The sequence below is a fragment of the Streptomyces sp. NPDC005761 genome (assembly GCF_040630635.1).
Taxonomy (GTDB): Bacteria; Actinomycetota; Actinomycetes; order Streptomycetales; family Streptomycetaceae; genus Streptomyces.
In genome coordinates this window covers 1-18,602 of record NZ_JBEXXX010000041.1, presented here as the reverse complement: position 1 = coordinate 18,602, position 18,602 = coordinate 1, and the positions used below count along the sequence as shown (strand labels likewise).

Annotated in this window: 16 protein-coding genes, 2 tRNA genes and 1 pseudogene; 8 read left to right on the top strand and 11 right to left on the bottom strand. The window is 68.9% G+C overall.

Annotated elements, in window-relative coordinates; translation table 11 throughout:
* Window positions 1–37 precede the first annotated feature (37 nt).
* From clpX to ABZ434_RS28675, 5 genes are all read right to left on the bottom strand, one after another.
* Window positions 38–1,336, bottom strand: coding sequence for an ATP-dependent Clp protease ATP-binding subunit ClpX (clpX, locus tag ABZ434_RS28695; RefSeq protein ID WP_359142641.1), 1,299 nt, complete (start codon window positions 1,334–1,336; stop codon window positions 38–40).
* Between the two features lie 157 nt (window positions 1,337–1,493).
* Entirely contained in the window at window positions 1,494–2,177 is a 684-nt protein-coding gene (locus ABZ434_RS28690) for an ATP-dependent Clp protease proteolytic subunit (RefSeq protein ID WP_356323499.1), read from the bottom strand.
* Window positions 2,178–2,256: 79 nt separating this feature from the next.
* Window positions 2,257–2,862 (bottom strand): ATP-dependent Clp protease proteolytic subunit, encoded by a 606-nt coding sequence (locus ABZ434_RS28685; protein WP_018551584.1) that lies wholly within the window; start codon window positions 2,860–2,862, stop codon window positions 2,257–2,259.
* 265 nt (window positions 2,863–3,127) lie between these two features.
* The gene (tig, locus tag ABZ434_RS28680) at window positions 3,128–4,522 is read right to left on the bottom strand and encodes a trigger factor (RefSeq protein ID WP_359142638.1); all 1,395 of its coding nucleotides are present in this window, start codon (window positions 4,520–4,522) and stop codon (window positions 3,128–3,130) included.
* A gap of 151 nt (window positions 4,523–4,673) precedes the next feature.
* A tRNA-Pro gene (locus tag ABZ434_RS28675) sits at window positions 4,674–4,750 on the bottom strand.
* 165 nt (window positions 4,751–4,915) lie between these two features.
* Between ABZ434_RS28675 and ABZ434_RS28670 the strand changes: the two genes are divergently transcribed.
* Window positions 4,916–4,989: transfer RNA gene (locus ABZ434_RS28670), tRNA-Gly, on the top strand.
* Between the two features lie 246 nt (window positions 4,990–5,235).
* Here ABZ434_RS28670 and ABZ434_RS28665 read toward each other — a convergent pair.
* On the bottom strand, window positions 5,236–5,430 hold the full coding sequence (locus ABZ434_RS28665) for a hypothetical protein (RefSeq protein WP_326662244.1): 195 nt from the start codon (window positions 5,428–5,430) through the stop codon (window positions 5,236–5,238).
* 489 nt (window positions 5,431–5,919) lie between these two features.
* On the opposite strand from ABZ434_RS28665, the gene ABZ434_RS28660 reads away from it, so the two are divergent.
* Window positions 5,920–7,071 (top strand): acyltransferase family protein, encoded by a 1,152-nt coding sequence (locus tag ABZ434_RS28660; RefSeq protein WP_359142636.1) that lies wholly within the window; start codon window positions 5,920–5,922, stop codon window positions 7,069–7,071.
* A 143-nt stretch (window positions 7,072–7,214) separates the two neighbouring features.
* Here ABZ434_RS28660 and ABZ434_RS28655 read toward each other — a convergent pair whose 3' ends face one another.
* Window positions 7,215–7,700, bottom strand: coding sequence for an HD domain-containing protein (locus tag ABZ434_RS28655; RefSeq protein WP_359142634.1), 486 nt, complete (start codon window positions 7,698–7,700; stop codon window positions 7,215–7,217).
* A gap of 204 nt (window positions 7,701–7,904) precedes the next feature.
* Between ABZ434_RS28655 and ABZ434_RS28650 the strand changes: the two genes are divergently transcribed.
* A complete protein-coding gene (locus ABZ434_RS28650) occupies window positions 7,905–9,068 on the top strand; it encodes a cation:proton antiporter (RefSeq protein WP_359142714.1) in 1,164 nt (387 codons plus the stop codon).
* Between the two features lie 57 nt (window positions 9,069–9,125).
* Here the strand turns inward: ABZ434_RS28650 and ABZ434_RS28645 are convergent, their stop codons facing one another.
* Window positions 9,126–10,271: a PP2C family protein-serine/threonine phosphatase gene (locus ABZ434_RS28645; protein WP_359142632.1), complete on the bottom strand. Its 1,146-nt coding sequence runs from the start codon at window positions 10,269–10,271 to the stop codon at window positions 9,126–9,128.
* Window positions 10,272–10,376: 105 nt separating this feature from the next.
* On the opposite strand from ABZ434_RS28645, the gene ABZ434_RS28640 reads away from it, so the two are divergent.
* A complete protein-coding gene (locus ABZ434_RS28640; protein ID WP_359142630.1) occupies window positions 10,377–11,609 on the top strand; it encodes a GNAT family N-acetyltransferase in 1,233 nt (410 codons plus the stop codon).
* A gap of 148 nt (window positions 11,610–11,757) precedes the next feature.
* Here the strand turns inward: ABZ434_RS28640 and ABZ434_RS28635 are convergent, their stop codons facing one another.
* A complete protein-coding gene (locus ABZ434_RS28635) occupies window positions 11,758–12,567 on the bottom strand; it encodes a DNA-formamidopyrimidine glycosylase family protein (protein WP_359142628.1) in 810 nt (269 codons plus the stop codon).
* Window positions 12,568–12,651: 84 nt separating this feature from the next.
* Window positions 12,652–13,140 (bottom strand): ribose-5-phosphate isomerase, encoded by a 489-nt coding sequence (locus ABZ434_RS28630; RefSeq protein WP_359142626.1) that lies wholly within the window; start codon window positions 13,138–13,140, stop codon window positions 12,652–12,654.
* A 230-nt stretch (window positions 13,141–13,370) separates the two neighbouring features.
* Between ABZ434_RS28630 and ABZ434_RS28625 the strand changes: the two genes are divergently transcribed.
* Both ABZ434_RS28625 and ABZ434_RS28620 read left to right on the top strand, forming a co-directional pair.
* Window positions 13,371–14,831 carry an amino acid permease gene (locus ABZ434_RS28625; RefSeq protein ID WP_359142625.1) on the top strand — a complete coding sequence of 487 codons (1,461 nt, stop codon included), beginning with the start codon at window positions 13,371–13,373 and terminating at the stop codon, window positions 14,829–14,831.
* An 87-nt stretch (window positions 14,832–14,918) separates the two neighbouring features.
* Window positions 14,919–15,137, top strand: a pseudogene (locus tag ABZ434_RS28620) (FAD-binding protein); the annotation flags it as partial.
* 1 nt (window position 15,138) lies between these two features.
* Here the strand turns inward: ABZ434_RS28620 and ABZ434_RS28615 are convergent.
* Window positions 15,139–15,735, bottom strand: coding sequence for a biotin transporter BioY (locus tag ABZ434_RS28615; RefSeq protein WP_359142623.1), 597 nt, complete (start codon window positions 15,733–15,735; stop codon window positions 15,139–15,141).
* Window positions 15,736–16,125: 390 nt separating this feature from the next.
* Between ABZ434_RS28615 and ABZ434_RS28610 the strand changes: the two genes are divergently transcribed.
* Both ABZ434_RS28610 and ABZ434_RS28605 read left to right on the top strand, forming a co-directional pair.
* Window positions 16,126–17,547, top strand: a complete 1,422-nt coding sequence (locus tag ABZ434_RS28610) for an amino acid permease (protein WP_359142621.1) — start codon at window positions 16,126–16,128, stop codon at window positions 17,545–17,547.
* A gap of 186 nt (window positions 17,548–17,733) precedes the next feature.
* Entirely contained in the window at window positions 17,734–18,375 is a 642-nt protein-coding gene (locus ABZ434_RS28605; RefSeq protein WP_359142619.1) for a superoxide dismutase, read from the top strand.
* Window positions 18,376–18,602 lie beyond the last annotated feature (227 nt).

Sequence of the window (18,602 nt, the reverse complement as noted above, 5' to 3'; positions counted from 1 at the left end):
TTCACGTGCCTTCGAAGAAGGTCCACTCGTCCAACGGCTACGCCGACTTCTCGTGCCGCCCCTCGTCGCCCTTGCCGATCGTCCGCGGCTCGCGCGGGACCAGGGTCGGGTTGACGTTGTTGCGGACCACGTCCGAGGTGATGACGACCCGGGCGACGTCCTTGCGGGACGGCACCTCGTACATCACCGACTGGAGGACCTCCTCCATGATGGCGCGCAGGCCTCGCGCGCCGGTCTGGCGCAGGATCGCCTGGTCGGCGATGGCCTCCAGCGCCTCGCGCTCGAACTCCAGCTCCACGCCGTCGAGTTCGAACAGCCGCTGGTACTGCTTCACCAGGGCGTTGCGCGGCTCGATCAGGATCTGGAGCAGCGCTTCGCGGTCCAGGTTGTGGACCGAGGTGAGGACCGGGAGGCGGCCGATGAACTCGGGGATCATCCCGAACTTCACCAGGTCCTCCGGCATGACCTCCTGGAACTGGTCGCTCGCCTGGATCTCCAGCTTGGATCGGATCGTCGCGCCGAAGCCGATGCCCTTGGCGCCGGCCCGGGACTCGATGATCTTCTCCAGGCCCGAGAACGCCCCGCCCACGATGAACAGCACGTTCGTCGTGTCGATCTGGATGAACTCCTGGTGCGGGTGCTTCCGGCCGCCCTGCGGCGGCACGGAGGCGGTGGTGCCCTCGAGGATCTTGAGGAGGGCCTGCTGGACGCCCTCGCCGGAGACATCGCGGGTGATCGACGGGTTCTCGCTCTTGCGGGCGACCTTGTCGATCTCGTCGATGTAGATGATCCCGGTCTCGGCCTTCTTGACGTCGTAGTCCGCGGCCTGGATCAGCTTCAGCAGGATGTTCTCGACGTCCTCACCGACATAGCCGGCCTCCGTCAGCGCCGTCGCGTCGGCGATGGCGAACGGGACGTTGAGCATGCGGGCCAGTGTCTGCGCGAGGAGCGTCTTGCCCGAGCCCGTGGGGCCCAGCAGCAGGATGTTGGACTTGGCGAGTTCGATCGCGTCGTCGCGGTTCGCACCGCCGCCGTTCTCCCCGGCCTGGACCCGCTTGTAGTGGTTGTACACAGCGACCGAGAGGGCCTTCTTCGCGGGCTCCTGCCCGACGACGTACCCCTCGAGGAACTCGTAGATCTCGCGGGGCTTGGGAAGTTCCTCCCAGCGGACCTCGCTCGTCTCCGCGAGCTCCTCCTCGATGATCTCGTTGCAGAGATCGATGCACTCGTCGCAGATGTACACACCGGGTCCCGCGATGAGCTTCTTCACCTGCTTCTGGCTCTTTCCGCAGAACGAGCACTTGAGCAGGTCGCCGCCATCACCGATGCGTGCCACGAGGTGCTTCCCCTTCGCCTGGGAGACGCCTGGTTCAGCGGCTCCTGGTGCCTCTATCCGACGGTACCTTGCCTGGGCCCCCGTTCGGGCCCCCCTTGGCACGGTTCACACGGCCGAGGCCGGGTGATCCTGCCGTACCAAGGGGTAAAGGCCGACGTCAGGCGGCCGCTCCGGCCGCGCTCTTACGGGTCGAGACGATCTGGTCGACCAGTCCGTAGGCGAGGGCGTCCTCGGCCGTAAGGATCTTGTCGCGCTCGATGTCGTCGCGGATCTTGTCGATCGGCGTGGTGGAGTGCTTGGCCAGCATCTCCTCCAGCTGGGTCCGCATGCGCAGGATCTCGTTGGCCGCGATCTCCAGGTCGGAGAGCTGCTCGCGGCCGGTCTGCGAGGACGGCTGGTGGATCAGGACACGGGCGTTGGGCAGCGCCATGCGCTTGCCCGGCGTGCCCGCGGCGAGCAGCACCGCGGCGGCGGAGGCCGCCTGGCCCATGCAGACCGTCTGGATGTCCGGCTTCACGAACTGCATCGTGTCGTAGATGGCGGTGAGCGCCGTGAACGAGCCGCCGGGGCTGTTGATGTAGATGGAGATGTCCCGGTCCGGGTCCATCGACTCCAGGCACAGCAGCTGCGCCATGACGTCGTTGGCGGACGCGTCGTCGATCTGCACGCCGAGGAAGATCACGCGCTCCTCGAAGAGCTTCGCGTACGGGTCGTACTCGCGCACGCCCTGCGAGGTGCGCTCCACGAAGCGCGGGACGATGTAGCGGTTGTCCACCTGCGGGCCGGTGTAGAGGCCGCTCGCGGAGGCGCCGGAGAAGTTGTTCATGTGGGTGTTCACCATCCTGGTGGCGTTCTGTGGGCTGGGTTTCTCGGCGTACGAGAGATGCGGTGCGGTGCGACGCGATCCGGTGGGAACCGGATCAGGCGCCGGTGCCGCCGCCGCCCGGAACGCCCGATGCGATCGTGATGATCTCGTCGATGAGGCCGTAGTCCTTGGCCTCCTCCGCGGTGTACCAGCGGTCGCGGTCGCCGTCGCGGATGATCGTCTCCACGGTCTGGCCGGAGTGGCGGGCGGTGATCTCCGCCATCCGCTGCTTGGTGCGCAGCAGGTACTGGGCCTGGATCTTGATGTCCGAGGCCGTACCGCCGATGCCGGCCGAGCCCTGGTGCATGAGGATGTCGGTGTTCGGGAGCGCGAAGCGCTTGCCCGCGGTGCCGCCGGTGAGCAGGAACTGGCCCATCGAGGCCGCCATGCCCATACCGATGGTGACCACGTCGTTGGGGATGTACTGCATGGTGTCGTAGACCGCCATGCCGGCCGTCACCGAACCACCGGGGCTGTTGATGTAGAGGTAGATGTCCTTGTCCGGCTCCGCGGCAAGGAGAAGCAGCTGTGCGGTGATCTTGTTGGCGATGTCATCGTCGACCTGCTGACCGAGGAAGATGATGCGTTCGCCGAGCAGTCGGCTGTAGACCTGGTCACCGAGGCCTCCACCGAGGGACGGCTCTCCGGCGGCGTAGGGCATCAGATTCGTCACGTATCCACCTGCTCGTCTCTGACGGCTCCGGCCGTCTCAGCGTCTTCGTACCGGGTGGGCCGGGACTCCCCGACCCTTCCTCTTCAAGGACCCTAACGCGCAGGTGGGACAACGCCATCCCGCTTCCGCAACTGTTCGCTGGGAGCGCAAGGTCCGCAGTCCGCACAAGGGTTGTGGGGGACGTCCGCAGATACGACGACGGGCTCCGGACGCGGTGGCGTCCGGAGCCCGTCGTACGGGTTCAGCGCGAGGCTCAGGCCTCGGTCTTCTCCTCGGCGGCGTCGGCGGTGCCCTCGGCGGCCTCGACCACCTCGGTTGCCTCCTCCGCTGCCTCTTCGTCGTCCTCCAGCTCGACGACCTCACCGTTGGTGTCGACGACCTTGGCGGCCTCGACGACCACGGCCAGCGCCTTGCCGCGGGCGACCTCGCCGACGAGCATCGGCACCTGGCCGCCCTCGACGACGGCCTGGGCGAACTGGTCCGGGCTCATGCCGGAGGAAGCGGCACGCCGCATGAGGTGCTCGGTGAGCTCCTCCTGGTTGACGTTCAGCTTCTCCTTGTTGACGAGCTCGTCAAGGATGAACTGGGTCTTGATGCCCTTGACGGCCTGCTCGGACGTCTCGGCCTCGAACTCCTCGAGGGTCTTGCCCTGGATCTCCAGGTACTTCTCGAGGTCGAGACCCATCTGGCCGAGCTGGTGGTGCTCCAGGTTGTGCTTGCGGGTCTGGACCTCGTCCGCGAGCAGCTTCTCCGGGATCGGGACCTCGGCGAGCTTCAGCAGCTCCTCGAGGACGCGCTCCTGGGCCTGGGTGGCCTGCTCGTACTGCTTGGTCTCCTCCAGGCGCTTGCGGCTGTCCGCCTTCAGCTCGTCCAGCGTGTCGAACTCGCTGGCCATCTGGGCGAACTCGTCGTCCAGCTCGGGGAGCTCGCGGGCGGCGACGGCGGTGACCTTGACGGTGACCTCGGCGTCCTTGCCCTCGGCGGAGCCGCCCTTCAGCTGGGAGGTGAAGGTGGCCTCGCCACCCGCCTCCAGACCGGTGACGGCCTCGTCGATGCCTTCGAGGAGCTCGCCGGAACCGATGGTGTACGAGACACCGTCGGCCACGCCGTCCTCGAGGACCTCGCCCTCGACCTTGGCCTGCAGGTCGATCGTCACGACATCGCCCGCGGCGGCGGCGCGCTCGACCGGGTTGGTCGACGCGAAGCGCTCGCGCAGCTGCTCCACGGCCTTCTCGACGTCCTCGTCGCTGACCTCGAGGGCGTCGACGGTGACCTCGATGCCGGAGTAGTCCGGGATCTCGATCTCGGGGCGTACGTCAACCTCGGCGGTGAAGGACAGCAGCTCGCCGTCCTTCAGCTCCGTGATGTCGACCTCCGGCTGGCCGAGGACGTTGAGCTCGCCCTCGTTGACGGCCTCGGTGTAGAACTTCGGGAGCGCGTCGTTGACGGCCTCCTCCAGCACTGCGCCACGGCCGAACCGCTGGTCGATGACCCGGTTGGGGATCTTGCCCTTGCGGAACCCCTTCACCGTGACCTGCTGGTTGATCTTCTTGTACGCCGCGTCGAGGCTGTCCTTGAGCTCCTCGAAGGGCACCTCAATGCTGAGCCGAACCCGGGTCGGGTTCAGGGTCTCCACGGCGCTCTTCACGGTTCGGTCTCCTTGGTGGCTGACTTCTTGGGGTTCTGCTCCACCGCACAGGAGGCGGCTTCGCGGACCGAGCCCGGTACATCAGACACACGGGCACGCATTTTGCATAGTAACGGCAAGGGGGAGAACTCCCACAATGCGATCTTGCCGGTGGTCGGGGTGGCCGGATTCGAACCGACGACCTTCCGCTCCCAAAGCGGACGCGCTACCAAGCTGCGCCACACCCCGTCGGTGCGACACGTAGGGTACATGCAGACGGGCGGTGCACCGGACGCTTTACGCGGGTCTCGCCGGACTCGGCGCCGCGCGTCGCAATCGGGTGTGCGGGCAGGGCCCGCGACCCGCTACGATGCTTCTCGTGCCGCGGTCCCCGTGACCTGCGGTGCACTGCATGCGGGCGTAGCTCAATGGTAGAGCCCTAGTCTTCCAAACTAGCTACGCGGGTTCGATTCCCGTCGCCCGCTCCATGCCTCGGGCCCGGCCCGGCGGATCCCCTCGGGGATGTCCGCCGGACCGGGCCCTTCGCGTTGCCGCGCCGTGTTGACCGAGCCTGTTCACCGGGTCGCGTTCACGGGAGCACGTTCGCCCGGGCGATGTTGCCGCACCGTGTTGACCGAGCCCTGTTCACCGGGTCGCCTCGACGGAAGCACGTTCGCCCGGGGCGATCGCTACGCCCCGGGTCGGAGCTGACGGAAGCCGGTCCGCCGGCGGCTTCAGAAGCTGATCTCGTTGATGCTCTGCGCTATCGAGTCCATGAACCTCTGGATCGACGGCGCCATGCCGGTCGATGCCAGGAAGAAGCCGAAGAGCACCGCGACGATCGCGGGTCCGGCCTTGATGGAGCCACCTCGGATCAGGACCACCAGGATGATCGCCAAAAGAAGCACCACAGACAGCGAAATGGCCACGACTGCTCACACCCTCGGTCGGTCCGCCTTGCCGGCCCGGAGGCGTGCGGCCTCGCACTCCTCCGTTGCCGTCCATCGTGCCACCAACTGCCCTGTGGTCGCTGCCAGGTGACGAATCGACCTGGCGATATCGCGCCATCTTGCGCCCCCTGCGCCCCCCGTGCGCCGGTCACTTGACGGCCCCCGGCCGGCTGTCGGCCGCGCAGCCCGGGCCCGGCACCGAAGCGCTCAACAGCGGGAACGGCTCCACCGCAAAGCAATTGCAACGGTGATCGTTTCTGTATCCACACAGTTTATTCACAGGCATTACCGGCGCCTGGGCGAGATGTAATTCACTCCGCCCAACAGCCTCCCGATATGCACCATTTAAGGAGGATTAACCAGTTCATAACGGACAGATTTTGATGGTTTGGCATTTGATCGGATGGGCACACGCGATATTCGACGGCGGTTTTACGAATTGCGATCGAGACGTCTAGGGTGCCTGAGATGTTCCACGCTCCGAACGTATTTCAGAGGGCCACGCTCCCACCGGCGACCCGGGAGTCGGAGCCCAGACGTCCAGCACCGGCGGCGACGGACCGCGGACCCGCTCCGGTCACGGCCCGGCCTGCGCAGACGGCTGCCACGACGAAGAAGCGTGACGCCTACTTCGACAATGCCAAGTACCTGGCCATCGTGCTCGTCGCGGTGGCCCACTCGTGGGTGCCGGTCATGGAGGGGAGCAGGGCCGCGCGTGCGCTGTACATGGTGACGTACACCTTCCACATGCCGGCTTTCATCATCATCTCCGGCTACTTCTCACGCTCGTTCGACATGAGCCCGGCCAAGGTGAAGCGCCTGGTCACCGGGGTCGCCGTGCCCTACGTGGTGTTCGAGACGGCCTACTCGCTGTTCCGGCGGTACGTGGACGACCCCGACGCCCCGATCAGCCTGACCGAGCCCTGGTACCTCACCTGGTTCCTGGCCGCTCTGTTCATCTGGCGGCTCACCACACCGCTGTGGCGCAATTTGCGTCACCCGCTGGCGGTCTCGCTCGTCATCGCCTCACTCGCTTCGCTCGCCCCCAGCATCGGCGACGACCTGGACCTGCCGCGCGTACTGCAGTTCCTGCCGTTCTTCGTGCTCGGGCTCCAACTCAGGCCCGAGCATTTTCAGTTGGTCCGCCGCCGCGAGGTGCGGCTGCTGGCTCTCCCGCTGTTCGCCGTCGCGGTGCTCTTCGCCTACTGGGCGGCGCCCCGCATGGAACTGGGCTGGTTCCTGCGCAATTCGACCGCCCAGGACATGGGTAACCCCTGGTGGTCCGGCGTGGTGATGACGCTCGCGCTCTTCGGCTGCGCGACGCTCCTCACCGCCGCCTTCCTATCCCTGGTCCCCCGGCGCCACATGTGGTTCACGGTGCTCGGAGCCGGAACGATCTGTGGCTACCTGCTGCACGGGTTCATGGTGAAGGGCGCCGACTACGGCGGTGTCTTCGACCACAACCAGTGGCTGGTCTCGCCGACCGGCCTGGTGCTGGTCAGCGTCGTCGCCTCGGCCGGGGTGACGCTGATGTGCACGCCGCCGGTACGGCGCGTCCTGCGCTGTGTCACCGAACCGGACATGAACTGGGCCTTCCGGCGGGACTCCACGAAGGCCTGAGAGCAGGACGCCACCGCCGCACACCTGGACACGCCGGAGCCCGGCCCCGACTCGGGGCCGGGCTCCGTCGTGCTCGGGCCCGGGCTCCGTCGTGCTCGGGCCCGGACTCCCACGTGCTCGGGCCCGGGCTCCGACGTGTTGGCTCAATCCCGTTGCTCGACGGGCGATTGCGGGGCAGTGAGCCCGAGCAGCCCTCGTACCAGCGCATATTTCTCGCTCAGCCGGGTACGGGTGGCCGGATCCAGCGCCGCGAGCCGGGCCGGATCCGCGTTGTGAGCGAGATCGGCTTCCTTGATCAACAGGGCGCCGGGCGTGGCCAGGATGCGCCGGGTGTACGCCGGCAGGCCCTCGCCGGCCCGTTTGGTGACGGCGAGCACCATGTCCTTGACCTGCTGCGGCAGCGCGGCACCTGCCAGCCACCGCTCCGACAGCGCGTCGTCCTCCACCGCGTCGTGCAGCCATGCCGCGGCGATCTGTTCGTCGCTGCCGCCCCGGGCCCGCACCCCCTCGGCAACGGCCGCGAGGTGTTCGCCGTACGGCTTGCCCGCCTTGTCCCTCTGCGTGGCGTGGGCCTCGCGGGCGATGGCCTCGACTTCGGCCAGGGTCAGCTGCGTTCGTGATGCGGTCATGGCCCGAGCCTAGGAGGGACGGACCGCTGGTGCCCGCGCCCGAGAGCGGTCGGACCGCCGATGCCCGCTCCTCGACGGACGACCGCCGGGGCAGCCATAGTTGCAGCGTCAATCGTTCGGTAAACTAATTACTGACGATTTCTTGACGCTCTCTTGACCCAACGAAGGACCAAGCTCATCGGACACGCAGACACGCTCATCGCCATGGGCGGCGCCTTCCTCGCCGCCGCAGTCCTCGCCCGCGTCGGCAGCCGCATCGGACTGCCGACCATCCCTCTGTTCATCCTGGCCGGGATCCTGCTCGGCCCCCACACCCCCGGCATCGTCCTCGTGGCCGACCCGCACGACCTGGAGATGCTCTCCGCACTCGGTCTGGTGCTGCTGCTCTTCTACCTCGGCCTGGAGTTCCACCTCGACGACCTCAAAGCGGGCGGCCGCAAGATGGCGGTCGCGGGCGGGGCCTATCTCGCCCTGAACGTCGGCGCCGGACTCGGCTTCGGCTTCGCGCTGGGCTGGGGCACATCGGAGGCCCTGGTCCTCGCCGGTGTGCTCGGCATCTCGTCGTCGGCCATCGTCACCAAGGTCCTGGTGGACCTCGGCCGCATCGGCAACCCTGAGACCAAGCCGATCCTCGGCATCATCGTCGTCGAGGACGTGTTCCTCGCCCTGTACCTGGCGGCCCTCCAGCCCATCCTCTCGGGCGCCGACAGCCTCGCGGCGGCCGCGGTCGACGGTGGCAAGGCCTTCGGATTCCTGCTGCTCCTCGCGCTGGCCGCCCGGTTCGGCACCAAGGTCATCGGCAAGCTCATCAACACCCGGGACGACGAACTCCTCGTCATCTCCTTCCTCGGCGCCGCCGTCCTGGTGGCCGGGATCTCGGAGTGGTTCGGGGTCGCGGACGCCATCGGCGCCTTCATGGTGGGCCTGATGCTCGGCAGCACGACCTCGGGGGAACGCATCCTGAAGCTGGTCCATCCGCTGCGCGACGCGTTCGGGGCGATCTTCTTCTTCGCGTTCGGCCTCTCCATCAATCCGGGCGATCTGCCGACCGTGCTGTGGCCGGTGCTGGCCGCCGTGGCGGTGACCCTCGCCATGAACGTCGTCGCGGGCCTCGCCGCCGCCAAGGTCTACGCGTTCGGCCCGCAGGCCACGGCGAACATCTCCACGACCCTGGTGGCGCGCGGCGAGTTCGCCCTGATCCTCGCCACGATGGCGGCGGGCGCGGGGCTGGACGAACGGCTCTCCCCGTTCATCGCGGGCTACGTGCTCGTCCTCGCGGTCCTGGCCCCCCTGGCCGCCGGGCGCTCGCACTGGCTGGCCCGGTTGCTGCCCGGCGGGCGCGAATCGGTTCCGCTCCCGATCCGGTGACGGACCGGCTTGCGTTGACGCGCGTCCGGTACGAACCGATTGCGTACGGTTCCGGAATCAGGAGCGGCGTGACAGCAGCAACAGTGCCCGGTCGTCATTGACGTCCTTGGCGCAGGCCTCGATGAGGTGCCAGGCCGCGCCCTCGAATCCCGTGGTGACGTAGCGGTCGGCCTCGCCCGTCAGCCGGTCGATGCCCTCCGCGATGTCACGGTCGGAGGCCTCCACCAGACCGTCGGTGAACAGCATCAGGACGTCACCGGGGGCCAGGTGACCCTTCACGGCGTCGAACTCCGCCCCGTCGTACACCCCGAGCAGCGGGCCCTCCGCCGCCATCTCCTCCCACTGGCCGCTTCCGGCGTGGAGCTGGAGGGCCGGCGGGTGGCCCGCCGAGAGGAGTTCGTAGTCGCCCGACTCCAGGTCCAGCACCAGATGGATCGAGGTGGCGAAGCCCTCGTCCCAGTCCTGACGCAGCAGGTAGCCGTTGGCCGCGGGCAGGAAGCCGTGCGGTGGCAGCGATCCGAGGAGCCCGCCGAAGGCGCCGGACAGCAGCAGCGCCCGGGAGCCGGCGTCCATGCCCTTGCCGGAGACATCGGTGAGCACGACCTCCAGGGTGCGGCCGCCGTTGGTGCGGGCCGCGACGACGAAGTCCCCGGAGAAGGACTGGCCGCCTGCCGGGCGCAGCGACATCTCGCGGTGCCAGCCCTGCGGGAGGCGGGGCAGCGCGCTCTGCACCCGGATGCGTTCGCGCAGGTCGAAGAGCATGGTGCCGCCACGCCGCCACGGCACGCCGACCCGGGCGCGGAACTGGGCGAGGATCAGTCCCAGGAACCCGCAGGCCGCGACCGTCAGCACGGTGCCGGGGGTGACCCGCGCGGGGCCGTCCTCGTACGGGCCGAGCCAGACGGCCTCCACGATCAGGGCCGCGGCGGCGGTCGCGTACAGGCCGAGGAGGCTGGCGGGCCGCAGCAGCAGGCCGCCCGCGACGATGGGCAGGACGAGCACGGTCGGCGAGCACCACACCGGGTTCAGCAGGGTGCCGCAGGTGATCGCCGGAATGGTCAGCAGCAGCGCGGCCAGGGCGATCCAGTCCGAGCCGTCCCCGCGGAAGTAGTCGACTCCGGAGCGGCGCAGCGTGGTGCGTACCCGGTGCGCCGATTTCCGCAATCGGGCCGGATAGGTCTCTGCTCCTGCGCGTCGGGCCATTGCGGGGACCTTATCCACCCGGCGGGCTCCGGTGCAGGGGGACCCCTGTGACAATGCGTTCGAAAACGGCTCGCCCGACTGTCGAAGTCCTGGTAGGCATGGCATATGTCTACAGAGCTCCGTGTATTGCAACCGTCCGAGTGGAACGAGTGGTTCGAGGGTCTGGAGCTCGCGTTCGGCGGGGCCCCGGAGGCTCCCGAGCTACGCGAGCTGTATCAGGCACTCACCGAGTGCGAGCGGTCGATCGGGATCTGGGACGGCGGCGGCGTGGTCGCGACGGCGGGGGCGTTCAGCTTCCGGATGGCCGTGCCCGGCGGGGCCCTGGTGCCGGCGGCCGGGGTCACGATGGTGAGCGTCGCGTCCACGCACCGCAGGCGCGGTCTGCTGACCTCGATGATGCGCCGCCAGCTCGACGACGTGCGGGCGCTGGGTGAGCCGATCGCCGTGCTGACGGCTTCGGAGCCCGCGATCTACGGCCGCTTCGGGTACGGGGCGGCGACCCGACAGATGTCCGTGTCGATCGACACGGACCGGGTGCGGCTGAGTGTGCCGGAGGGCACCGGCGGGGTCCGGCTGCGGTACGCGAAGAAGGACGAGGCGGTCGCGGCGTGCGAGAGCGTGTACGCGCGCCTGGTGGCGGGGCGTCCCGGCACCCCGGCCCACGGTCCCGGCTGGGAGCGCAAGCCGCTGGTCGATCCTGCGAGTTCACGCGAGGGCGGCTCCGCGCTGCAGTGCCTGCTGGCGGAACGGGACGGTGAGCTCGTCGGCTACACGAACTACCACATCAAGCCCGACTGGGACAATGCGGGCCCAAAGGGGCGCATTGTGGTGAACGATCTCGCGGCACTGGACCCGGCGGCGTACGCGGCGCTCTGGCAGTTCCTGTTCGAGATCGACCTCACGTCGACGGTGGAGGCACGGAACCGGCCGACGGACGACGCGGTACTGCACCTGGTGTCGGACGTACGGCGGTGCGACATCCGGGTGCGGGACTCGCTGCATGTGCGGCTGGTGGACGTGGGCGCCGCCCTGGAGGCGCGGACCTACCGGGGGCCGCTGGACGTGGTGTTCGAGGTCGAGGACGCGTTCTGCCCCTGGAATGCCGGGCGTTGGCGGCTGACGGTGGACGCCAAGGGCGGCGCGTCGTGCAAGCGCACCGAAGACGCGGCGGATCTGGCGCTGTCGGTACGGGAGCTGGGCTCCGCGTATCTGGGCGGCGAGGCGCTGGGCGCGCTGGCCCTGGCAGGGCGGGTACGGGAGTTGCGGGCCGGGGCGGTGGCGGAGGCGTCGTCGGCGTTCCTGTCCGACGTGGCACCGTGGCTGCCGCGAGGGTTCTAGAGGGGTACGGGTTGGTCCGGCGACGGGACTCGTCCTTGTTCCGCCGGACGAACCGGATCTTCCCGGACGGGCCGGCATGGCTGCTCGCGCCCTCCGGGCGGGTGCCGGGGGCCCGAGATCGAGCCCGCGATCGAGGCGGCCGGTGCGGTCAGCGGGACTGGCAGCCCGGGCACCAGAACAGGTTCCGGGCGGCCAGGTCCGCCGTACGGATCTCCGTGCCGCAGATGTGGCAGGCCTGACGGGCGCGCCGGTAGACGTACACCTCACCGCCGTGGTCGTCCACGCGGGGCGGGCGGCCCATGGCCTCGGGCAGGTGCTCGGGGCGCACGGTGTCGATGCGGTTGTTCCGTACGCCCTCGCGCATCAGCGCGCCCAGGTCCGACCAGATCGCGTCCCACTCTCGGCGGGTGAGGTCCTTGCCGGCGCGGTACGGATCGATGCCGTGCCGGAACAGCACCTCCGCGCGGTACACGTTGCCCACGCCCGCGACGACCTTCTGGTCCATGAGCAGGGCCGCCACGGTGATCCGGCTGCGGGAGATCCGCTGCCAGGCCCGCTCGCCGTCGTCGCCGGGGCGCAGCGGGTCGGGGCCCAGCCGGTCGTGTATCGCGCGCTTCTCGGCATCGGTGATCAGGGCGCAGGTGGTGGGGCCGCGCAGGTCCGCGTGGTGCGCGTCGTTCAGGAGGCGTAGCCGGACCGTGTCGGTGGGCGGCGGGGCCGGGACCGTACCGAATCCGAGCTTGCCGAACAGGCCGAGGTGGATGTGGACCCAGCCGGTGTCCTCGAAGCCGAGGAAGAGGTGTTTGCCGTGGGCGTCCGCCCCGTCGATCACCCGGCCGTCGAGCAGGGCGGCGCTGTCGGAGAACTTTCCCTGCGGGCTGCTCACCCGCGCGGGACGTCCGGCGAAGCGGTCCCGGTGGTCGTCCGCGAGGCGGTGGATGGTGTGTCCCTCGGGCACGGCTGCGGTTCTCCTCGCTGAGGCGCGGGCGGACATGGCTGTGCCGCCGGGGGTACCGGCGGCACGGTTCAGGATATGGGGTGGTCAGCCCTGCTGCGGGTGGTGGGCCGGGATCGGGGGGAGCTCGCCGGTGTTCTCGTACGTGGTGAGCATCTCGATGCGGCGGGTGTGCCGCTCCTCGCCCGAGTACGGGGTCGTCAGGAAGATCTCGACGAACTTGGTGGACTCCTCGGCCGTGTGCATCCGGCCGCCGATGGAGATCACGTTGGCGTTGTTGTGCTCGCGGCCCAGGGCGGCGGTCTGCTCGCTCCAGGCGAGTGCGGCGCGGACGCCCTTGACCTTGTTCGCGGCCATCTGCTCGCCGTTGCCGGAGCCACCGATCACGATACCGAGGCTGTCCGGGTCCGCGGCCGTCTTCTCGGCGGCGCGCAGGCAGAACGGCGGGTAGTCGTCCTGGGCGTCGTAGATGTGGGGACCGCAGTCGACGACTTCGTGGCCCTGTGCATCGAGCCACTCGACGAGGTGGTTCTTGAGTTCGTAACCGGCATGGTCGGATCCGAGGTACACGCGCATGGGAGGAGTGTGGCACGAGCGACGCCGGGTAACCGACGACGGGGTGCGGTGGGGCCCCGATGTGCGGGCCCTGTGTGTGCGACGCCACTGAGGCAACGATCCGGTCAACTAATCGGAGGAGGGGGTTCCGCTTTCGGGGTTCACCGGGCTTCAATGCATCGCTCGCCGCTCCACCACCGTGGTGCGGCGAGTCACGCACCGAGTGATCCGAAAACGTAAGGATTCGATCCATGACGTCGCAGACGACTCTGGCAGGGCCGGGCCACCAGCCCGACGGGCCGGACCGTTCGGACCGGACGGAGTCCCGGAACGGGCTCCAGGCCGGTCTCAAGAACCGTCACCTCTCGATGATCGCCATCGGCGGTGTGATCGGCGCGGGCCTGTTCGTGGGCTCCGGGGCCGGCATCGCCGCCGCCGGACCGGCCATCCTGCTGTCGTACGCATTGGTCGGCCTGATGGTCGTCTTCGTGATGCGGATGCTCGGCGAGATGGCTGCCGCCCGCCCCGCCTCCGGCTCCTTCTCCACCTACGCCGACCAGGCGCTGGGCCGCTGGGCCGGCTTCTCGATCGGCTGGCTGTACTGGTTCTTCTGGGTCGTGGTGCTCGCCGTCGAGGCCACGGCGGGTGCCAAGATCCTGGAGGGCTGGGTCCCGGGCGTGCCGCAGTGGGGCTGGGCACTGATCGTGATGCTGGTCCTGACCGCGACGAATCTGGTGTCCGTGGGTTCCTACGGTGAGTTCGAGTTCTGGTTCGCCGGAATCAAGGTGGTGGCGATCGGCGCGTTCGTGATCGTCGGACTGCTCGCCGTCTTCGGGGTGCTGCCGGGATCGGACCACGCCGGATCCGGACTCGCCCACCTCACCGACACCGGCGGCTTCTTCCCCGAAGGTCCGGGCGCCATCCTCACCGGGGTGCTGATGGTCGTCTTCTCCTTCATGGGCAGCGAGATCGTGACCCTGGCGGCAGGCGAGTCGGAGAACCCGCAGCGCGCCGTGCAGAAGGCCACCAACAGCGTCATCTGGCGTATCGCCGTCTTCTACCTCGGCTCGATCTTCGTCGTGCTGACGCTGCTGCCGTGGAACGACCCGTCGATCCTCGACAAGGGCAGTTACGTCGCGGCGCTCGATGTCATCGGCATCCCGCACGCCGGTCAGGTGATGGACGTCATCGTGCTGACGGCCGTGCTGTCCTGCCTGAACTCCGGCCTCTACACGGCCTCCCGGATGGCGTTCTCGCTCGGCGGCCGCGGTGACGCGCCCAAGGCCTTCGCCCGGACCAACAAGCGGGGCGTACCGCAGGCGGCGATCCTGTCCTCCGTCGTCTTCGGCTTCGTCGCGGTCTTCTTCAACTACCAGTGGCCCGACACCGTCTTCGCGTTCCTGCTGAACTCCTCCGGCGCGGTCGCCCTGTTCGTCTGGCTGGTCATCTGCTTCACCCAGCTGCGGATGCGCGGCATCATCCTGCGCGAGTCGCCCGAGAAGCTGGTGGTACGGATGTGGCTCTTCCCGTACCTGACCTGGGCGACCATCGCGATGATCTCGTTCGTGCTGGTCTACATGCTCACGGACGACGCCGGGCGCGAGCAGGTGCTGCTCTCGCTGCTGGTCGCGGTGCTGGTGGTGGCCGTGTCGCTGGTCCGTGAGGCGCGCCGGCGCCGGAGCGACGCCCCGGCCGGGACCATCGGCAGCTGACACGTCCCTGCCCGACGGCCTTCGTCAGGTGTCCGGGGGAGGCTCTCCGTCGTCAGCGCATCGAGCGTACGGCGGAGAGCCTCCCCCCTGCTGTCACCGCTCGACGGTACGGACGTGGCGTCCGTCCGGGCGCTGTACGCGGAGCTGGGCGCAGTCCTGGGGCCGCCGCTCGTCGGCCGTTCGCTGCACCACCCCTTCGGCGGCGGGGACCGTGCCCAGGGCATCCACACCCCGGGGACGCGGAAGAGGCTCGCCGGTCTGGTGTCGCGTGACGACCCGGCGAGCCTCTTCGGAGGGACCTACGGCATCAGCCGCGACGGCCGACGAGCTTCCAGGACGCGGGCAGCGCGCCCATCGCGAGCGCCGCCTTCAGCGCGTCGCCGAGCAGGAACGGCGTCAGACCGGCCGCGATCGCGGCGCTTGCCGACATACCGGTGGACAGTGCCAGGTAGGGCACGCCGACCGCGTAGATGATCGCCGAGCCGAGCACCATCGTGCCCGCGGTGCGCAGCACGGAGCGGTCACCGCCGCGGCGGGCCAGGCCGCCGACGACGGTGGCGGCGAGCAGCATGCCGAGCACGTAGCCGAAGGAGGCACCGCCCGCGCCGGAGCTGCCGGCCGAGAACCACGGCATGCCGGCCATACCCACGAGCGCGTACACGGCGAGCGCGAGGAAGCCGCGACGGGCGCCGAGCGCGGTGCCGACCAGGAGCGCGGCGAAGGTCTGACCGGTGACCGGGACCGGGGAGCCCGGGACCGGGACGGCGATCTGGGCCGCTATGCCGGTCAGCGCGGCGCCGCCGAGCACCAGGGCGGTGTCCACGGCGTAGCGGTGCCGGGCGGCGGGCAGCAGATCGGCGAGAACCGCTCCGGTACGGACGGGGGCGGCGGCAGCAGTGCTCATCGGGACTCCGCGGGGTGAGGGCAGGTGGGGACAGACTGGGGCTGACGTTAGCCGACGGAGTATGGCTGGATCACCATCAGCGGCCCACAAAGGGACGGTTGAGGGATTGGTGGGGTTCACACAAAGGGCGGCATGCAATCACGTCGGGGCGTGATGCTCGTCACGGAGGTGGGAGCGGATGCCACAGCCACCGGCCGGGAAAGGTCTCGACGTCGGGACTGTGAATTCCCTCTAAAACGACGGTTCATGGCCGCACCCGCCCCCACGCGGCCCGGTGTGCGTGGCGTGTGAGCCTGGTGACCGTATAGCGGACAGCTGTTCCCCGTGAACGGCGCGCGTGTTCAGACTGTGTACCCGTCCCCCGTCTCGCCGACCGAACAGAGCTCGTCCATGCCTCGGACCTCCGTGCCTCCCCCCACAGGCTCCCCGGCCGTCGCCTCCGACACCGGAAGCGACTCGGCCCTCACCCACGGACTCAAGCAGCGCCACCTGTCGATGATCGCGCTCGGCGGGGTCATCGGCGCCGGGCTGTTCGTCGGTTCCGGCGCGGGAATCGCCGCCGCCGGGCCCTCGATCGTCATCGCCTACGCGGTCTCGGGGCTGCTGGTCATGCTCGTGATGCGCATGCTCGGCGAGATGTCGGCGGCCAATCCGGCCTCCGGGTCGTTCTCCGTCCACGCCGAGCGGGCGATCGGGCCCTGGGCGGGCTTCACGGCGGGATGGGCGTTCTGGGTGCTGCTCTGTGTCGCCGTCGGCCTGGAGGGCATCGGCGCCGCGCAGATCATCAGCGGCTGGCTGCCCGGGACCCCGGAATGGGCCTGGGTGGCGTTGTTCATGGTGGTGTTCCTGGGGACGAACCTGGCCTCGGTGACGAAGTTCGGCGAGTTCGAGTTCTGGTTCGCGGCGCTCAAGGTCGCGGCGATCACGCTGTTCCTGGTGCTGGGCGTGCTGGCGATCCTCGGCGTGCTCCCGGGCACGGACGCCCCCGGGACGGCCAACCTCAGCGGTGAGGGCGGCTTCATGCCGAACGGCTCCGAGGGACTGGTCATCGGGCTGCTGGCCTCCGTCTTCGCGTACGGCGGCCTGGAGACGGTCACCATCGCCGCGGCGGAGTCCGAGAATCCGGTGCAGGGTGTCGCGAAGGCCGTGCGGACGGCGATGTGGCGGATCGCACTGTTCTACGTCGGCTCGATGGCGGTCATCGTCACCCTGGTCCCGTGGGACGACGCGAAGGTGGTGGAGGTGGGCCCGTTCTACGCGGCCCTGGATCACCTCGGCATCAGCGGCGCGGCGGAGATCATGAACGTGGTCATCCTGGTGGCGCTGCTCTCGGCGATGAACGCGAACATCTACGGCGCCTCCCGCATGGCCTGCTCGCTGGTCGCCCGCGGCCAGGGTCCGAAGCGGCTCGGCAGGGTCACCTCCGGCGTACCGCGCACCGCGGTCCTGGTCTCGTCCGTGTTCGGCTTCCTGTGCGTGCTGCTGAGTTACTGGCGCCCGGACGACGTGTTCCCGTGGCTGCTCAACATGATCGGCGCGGTGATCCTCGTCGTCTGGATCTTCATCGCGGTCTCCCAGCTGATCCTGCGCGCCCGGCTGGAACGCGAGGCGCCCGAGAAGCTGGTGGTGCGGATGTGGCTCTTCCCGGGTCTGACCGTGGTGGCGCTCCTCGCCATGGCCGGCATCTTCTTCCTGATGCTCCGCCAGCCCGACACCCGTGACCAGCTGCTGGCGACGGGTGCGCTGACGGCGGTCCTGATCGCCATCGGTGTCGTACGGCAGCGGCGCGCCACAGGCACGACGGACAGCTAGTCCCGGTACACGAAAACGCCGGGCGGGCCCGATCACTCGGGCCCGCCCGGCGTTTTCGCGCGCCCGGAGCGCTTGCGGGGCCGTGGTCCTACGCCGAAGGGCTGATCCCCCCGCCCACTCCTGCTGTTAGCCTGCTCTTGCATATAGGTTGCAATAACAACTGTTCAGCAGCTGGAGGGTTCGATCATGGCCACGTACACGCTCCCGGAACTCCCGTACGACTACGCGGCGCTCGAACCGGTCATCAATCCGCAGATCATCGAGCTCCACCACGACAAGCACCACGCCGCGTACGTGAAGGGTGCGAACGACACCCTGGAGCAGCTGGAGGAGGCACGGGACAAGGAGGCCTGGGGAGCGATCAACGGGCTCCAGAAGAACCTCGCGTTCCATCTCTCCGGCCACATCCTGCACTCGATCTACTGGCACAACATGACCGGCGACGGCGGCGGCGAGCCCCTGGCCGCGGACGGCGTCGGCGACCTCGCGGACGCGATCACCGACTCGTTCGGCTCCTTCGCAGGCTTCAAGTCCCAGCTGACGAAGGCCGCGGCCACCACGCAGGGCTCCGGCTGGGGCGTCCTCGCGTACGAGCCGCTCAGCGGCCGGCTGATCGTCGAGCAGGTCTACGACCACCAGGGCAACGTGGGCCAGGGCTCGGTCCCGGTCCTGGTCTTCGACGCGTGGGAGCACGCCTTCTACCTGCAGTACAAGAACCAGAAGGTCGACTTCATCGAGGCGATGTGGCGCGTCGTCAACTGGCAGGACGTGGCGAAGCGCTACGCGGCCGCCAAGGAGCGCGCGGACGTGCTGCTGCTCGCGCCCTGAACCCGGCGCACCGAAACGCCCTGCCTCGTGATCGTCTTCTCAACCTTCACCGGGCAGGCGGATGAAGGAAGGCCCCCGCGAGGACGTGACTCGCGGGGGCCTTCTGTGCCGCGGCGAAGCCGCGTCCTCACTGATGCTCCTATAGACGTCAAGCTGCAGGAGCAAGGTCGTTTTGGGTGACTTGTTCTGTTGGTGTGACGGTCAGAGCGCGGTAGACCTCGCGGGCG

Coding starts and splice junctions, on each gene's coding strand:
- ABZ434_RS28690 (WP_356323499.1), bottom strand. CDS start 2,177: ATGGTGAACACCCACATGAACAACTTCTCCGGCGCCTCCGCGAGCGGC.
- ABZ434_RS28685 (WP_018551584.1), bottom strand. CDS start 2,862: ATGCCCTACGCCGCCGGAGAGCCGTCCCTCGGTGGAGGCCTCGGTGAC.
- ABZ434_RS28660 (WP_359142636.1), top strand. CDS start 5,920: ATGTTCCACGCTCCGAACGTATTTCAGAGGGCCACGCTCCCACCGGCG.
- ABZ434_RS28655 (WP_359142634.1), bottom strand. CDS start 7,700: ATGACCGCATCACGAACGCAGCTGACCCTGGCCGAAGTCGAGGCCATC.
- ABZ434_RS28650 (WP_359142714.1), top strand. CDS start 7,905: ATGGGCGGCGCCTTCCTCGCCGCCGCAGTCCTCGCCCGCGTCGGCAGC.
- ABZ434_RS28645 (WP_359142632.1), bottom strand. CDS start 10,271: ATGGCCCGACGCGCAGGAGCAGAGACCTATCCGGCCCGATTGCGGAAA.
- ABZ434_RS28640 (WP_359142630.1), top strand. CDS start 10,377: ATGTCTACAGAGCTCCGTGTATTGCAACCGTCCGAGTGGAACGAGTGG.
- ABZ434_RS28630 (WP_359142626.1), bottom strand. CDS start 13,140: ATGCGCGTGTACCTCGGATCCGACCATGCCGGTTACGAACTCAAGAAC.
- ABZ434_RS28625 (WP_359142625.1), top strand. CDS start 13,371: ATGACGTCGCAGACGACTCTGGCAGGGCCGGGCCACCAGCCCGACGGG.
- ABZ434_RS28615 (WP_359142623.1), bottom strand. CDS start 15,735: ATGAGCACTGCTGCCGCCGCCCCCGTCCGTACCGGAGCGGTTCTCGCC.
- ABZ434_RS28610 (WP_359142621.1), top strand. CDS start 16,126: ATGCCTCGGACCTCCGTGCCTCCCCCCACAGGCTCCCCGGCCGTCGCC.
- ABZ434_RS28605 (WP_359142619.1), top strand. CDS start 17,734: ATGGCCACGTACACGCTCCCGGAACTCCCGTACGACTACGCGGCGCTC.